The sequence below is a fragment of the Meiothermus sp. genome, assembly GCF_025056915.1.
In the GTDB taxonomy this organism is placed as follows: domain Bacteria; phylum Deinococcota; class Deinococci; order Deinococcales; family Thermaceae; genus Meiothermus.
Window position 1 is genome coordinate 1 of record NZ_JANWVH010000144.1, and the last position, 2,955, is coordinate 2,955.

General features: G+C 67.4%; 3 protein-coding genes. All 3 read right to left on the reverse strand.

Annotation, left to right across the window (positions count from 1 at the left end):
• Positions 1-6 precede the first annotated feature (6 nt).
• Genes NZN28_RS14150 through NZN28_RS14160 form a run of 3 tightly spaced genes read right to left on the reverse strand, consistent with a single transcriptional unit; the run spans position 7 to position 2,736 of the window.
• Positions 7-687, reverse strand: coding sequence for a uroporphyrinogen-III synthase (locus tag NZN28_RS14150; RefSeq protein ID WP_295399236.1), 681 nt, complete (start codon positions 685-687; stop codon positions 7-9).
• The gene (hemC, locus tag NZN28_RS14155; protein WP_295399238.1) at positions 672-1,574 is read right to left on the reverse strand and encodes a hydroxymethylbilane synthase; all 903 of its coding nucleotides are present in this window, start codon (positions 1,572-1,574) and stop codon (positions 672-674) included. Before hemC ends, NZN28_RS14150 begins: the two co-directional genes overlap by 16 nt.
• A complete protein-coding gene (locus NZN28_RS14160; protein WP_295399240.1) occupies positions 1,567-2,736 on the reverse strand; it encodes a glutamyl-tRNA reductase in 1,170 nt (389 codons plus the stop codon). Before NZN28_RS14160 ends, hemC begins: the two co-directional genes overlap by 8 nt.
• Positions 2,737-2,955 lie beyond the last annotated feature (219 nt).

Genomic DNA, 2,955 nt, shown 5'->3' on the forward strand with positions numbered 1-2,955 from the left:
AGTTCGTCAAATCGAGCACAGTTCACCTCGGATGTCCTGGATGGCCTTTATAACAGCCTCCACGCTGGGGCTGGCCAGAAGGGTGTGGGGCCAGCCCCGCTCTTCCAAAGCCGCCGCAGTGCTTGGGCCCAAGGCCAGGCTGTGGGCCCTCTCCCCCACCGCATCGGGCAGGGCTTCCACCGCAGAGGGGCTGGCCAGCAGGATCAGCTCGGGGGCCTCCAGCCCCTGGGGCCAGGGACAGGTCAGGGTTTCATAGACCGTCACCACCTCCACGGTGTAGCTTGCCTCCCGCAGGCGCTGGGCCAGGTGAGGCTGGGCCCGGTTGCCTTGGGGCAGGCCCACAAAACCGAAGGGCCGCCGGGCCAGAAAAGCCTCGGCCAGGCTCAGGGCATGTCCCTCCGGGGCCACCACCTCCACGGCTCCTCCGGCCTCCTCCAAGGCCCGCCGGGTCGCAGGGCCCACCGCGCCGAGCCTTCGCCCCTCGAGCCTGGCCCCCAAGGCCCGTACCGCCTGCACGGCCTTGACGCTGGTGAAAAGCCACCAGCGGCAGTCCTGAATGGGGGTTAGGTCGGTGGGCAGGAAACGGGTCTGGACCAAGGGAACCCGCCAGACCTCGAGGCCCATAGCCTCTAAAGTCTCCTGCAAACCCGCCAAACGGCCTTCAGACTGGGTCAGGGCGATCCGCATGCCACCTCCGGGTGCTCAGCGTGAATATCCTTGAAGGCCGCCTCCACCACCGCCTCAGGTTCCAGCCCCCGGGCCCGGTAGACCCGGCCCCTGTACCAGGCCAGGAGACGCAGTCCCTCCGGTGTCTCCTGGGCCAGCGCCCCCAGGGCAAGCTGGCAACCCCCAGCCAGGCGGGCCATGAGACCACGTTCCACCGCCACGGTGCGCCTTGCGGAGGGGTCTTCCAAAGGCTCCAGCAAGGCTTTTAGGCGCCTGTCATCCTCACGGCACTCCAGGGCCAGCGCCCCCTGGGCCGGAGCCGGCACCAATAGCGTAGGCGGAAGCACCTGCCAGTGGAAGGGACCTAAGTCCAGCCCCAGCCGCTGCACCCCCGCATAGGCCAGAAGAACCGCATCGTACTCACCCTGCCGAAGCTTATCCACCCGCGTAGGCACATTGCCCCGCAGCTCCATAAGGGCAAGGTCGGGCCGCAGGTGGGCAAGCTGTGCCTGCCGCCGGGCTGCGCTGCTTCCCACCCGCGCCCCAGCCCGTAGGGGCAGGTTGGTGGCTGTTTGATCCACGGCCTCGAGCCGCGCCAACAGAAGCTCGCGGGGGTCTTCTCGAGGCGGCACCGCGGCGATCTCCAGGCCCGTTGGGCGGATGCTTGGGAGGTCTTTGTAGGAGTGCACCGCCAGGTCGGCGCGGCCCTCCAGCACCGCCTCCTGTACCGCTTTGGTAAAAAACCCCTGGCCTTCCATCTGGGCAAAGGGGCGCTTCTCGCGGTCGCCCTGGGTTTCCACAACCACCAGCTCCACCTTGGCCCCCTGCCGAGCGAGCTGCCCGGCCACCCACTCGGCCTGCCACAGGGCCAGGCGGCTTCCCCTAGTAGCCAGGCGCACCCTAGCCACGCCCTGCCTCCCACAACCCGGCCTCTACCAGAAATGTCTGGGCCACCTCGGCCCCGTGCCGCCGGGCCAGCCCCCTCAGGCCCTTGAGCGGAAAGTGGACAAAACGCCGAGCCAGCCGCTCTATCATCTCCGGGGTCACCAGATCGCCCAGCAGCTCCTCCAGGGTGCGGCGGTAAGCCTCACGCATTCGGGCAATGGCGGGGGCCATCGAACGCTCCGTCCACTCCGCCACCGCCTGCTCCACCTCTTCCAGCACAATCTGCTCGGCCCTCGCTAGGTCGGCGCGCAAACGCGCGCGGCGCTCCTCCCCAAGCCGCTGGAGGTGCTCCAGGTCGAAAAGCACCGCGCCGCGCACCGCCTCGGCCACCACGTTTTTGGGCATCCCCAGGTCCACCACCGCCACCAGCCTGCGCTGCTTTCGGAAAAAGGCCGGCCCCAGAAGGCCCGCCACGGGCGTGGCCGTCACCACCGCATCCAGGGCTGGGGGACTGGCCAGGAACTCGTCCAGCCCCAAAGCCCTGGCCCCCAGCTTCTCGGCCAGGGCAATAGCTTTGGCCAGGCTGCGGTTGACCACCCACAGCTCGAGGCCTTCCACACCAGCCAGGCTCCGGGCAGCCAAGTGGCCCATCTTCCCCGCGCCCACCACCGCCACCCGGGCAGGGCGGGGCAGCATGGCCTCCAAGGCTGGGCGGGCCAGGCTGAAGAGCGAGGTCTGGGCCGGGGCCAGCGGCACCTCCCGGCGCACCCGCTTGGCGATGCGCAGTGCATTCTGAAAAGCAAAGCCGGTGGTGGGGCCTACCGTACCGGCAGCCAAGGCCGCCTCAAAAGCCGCCCTGACCTGCCGCATAATTTGGTCTTCACCGGGGTTAACCGAGTCCAAGGAGGCCGCCACGCGGGCCAGGTGCTCCAAAGCGGCCTCTCCGGAAAAAGCGTAGCCACGGGGCAGGTGGGGAGGAACCATTTGCTGGCGGATCTGCTCGAGCTCCGCCCCTTCACCTAAAGCTAGCACCAGCTCGCTGCGGTTGCAGGTTAGAAGGGGTACCCACTCCCGCACCAGCCCCGGCGGCGGCTCGAGCCGGGCCTGCAGCCAGGCGTTCCAGGCCTGTAAGGCCGCGCTCCCACCTCGCCGCTGGGAGACCCCGAGAAGTGCCAACCCTTCCATAAGATTATGATTATCAGTTGCAATAACCTCAAATGTGTCACGAAAACGTCACGCCACTCAAGAAAATGGCCTGCGGGCGTTGGAGACCAACCCTGTACCCTCAAAAACCGAGCTCAAGCGCAGGGCGGACACGTACCTGCGTATTCGCAAGTTTTCTGTTGAGCCAAAGGTACTTTGTGGGTTTGGAGCCGGAGACGGGATCCGAACCCGCGATTGTCA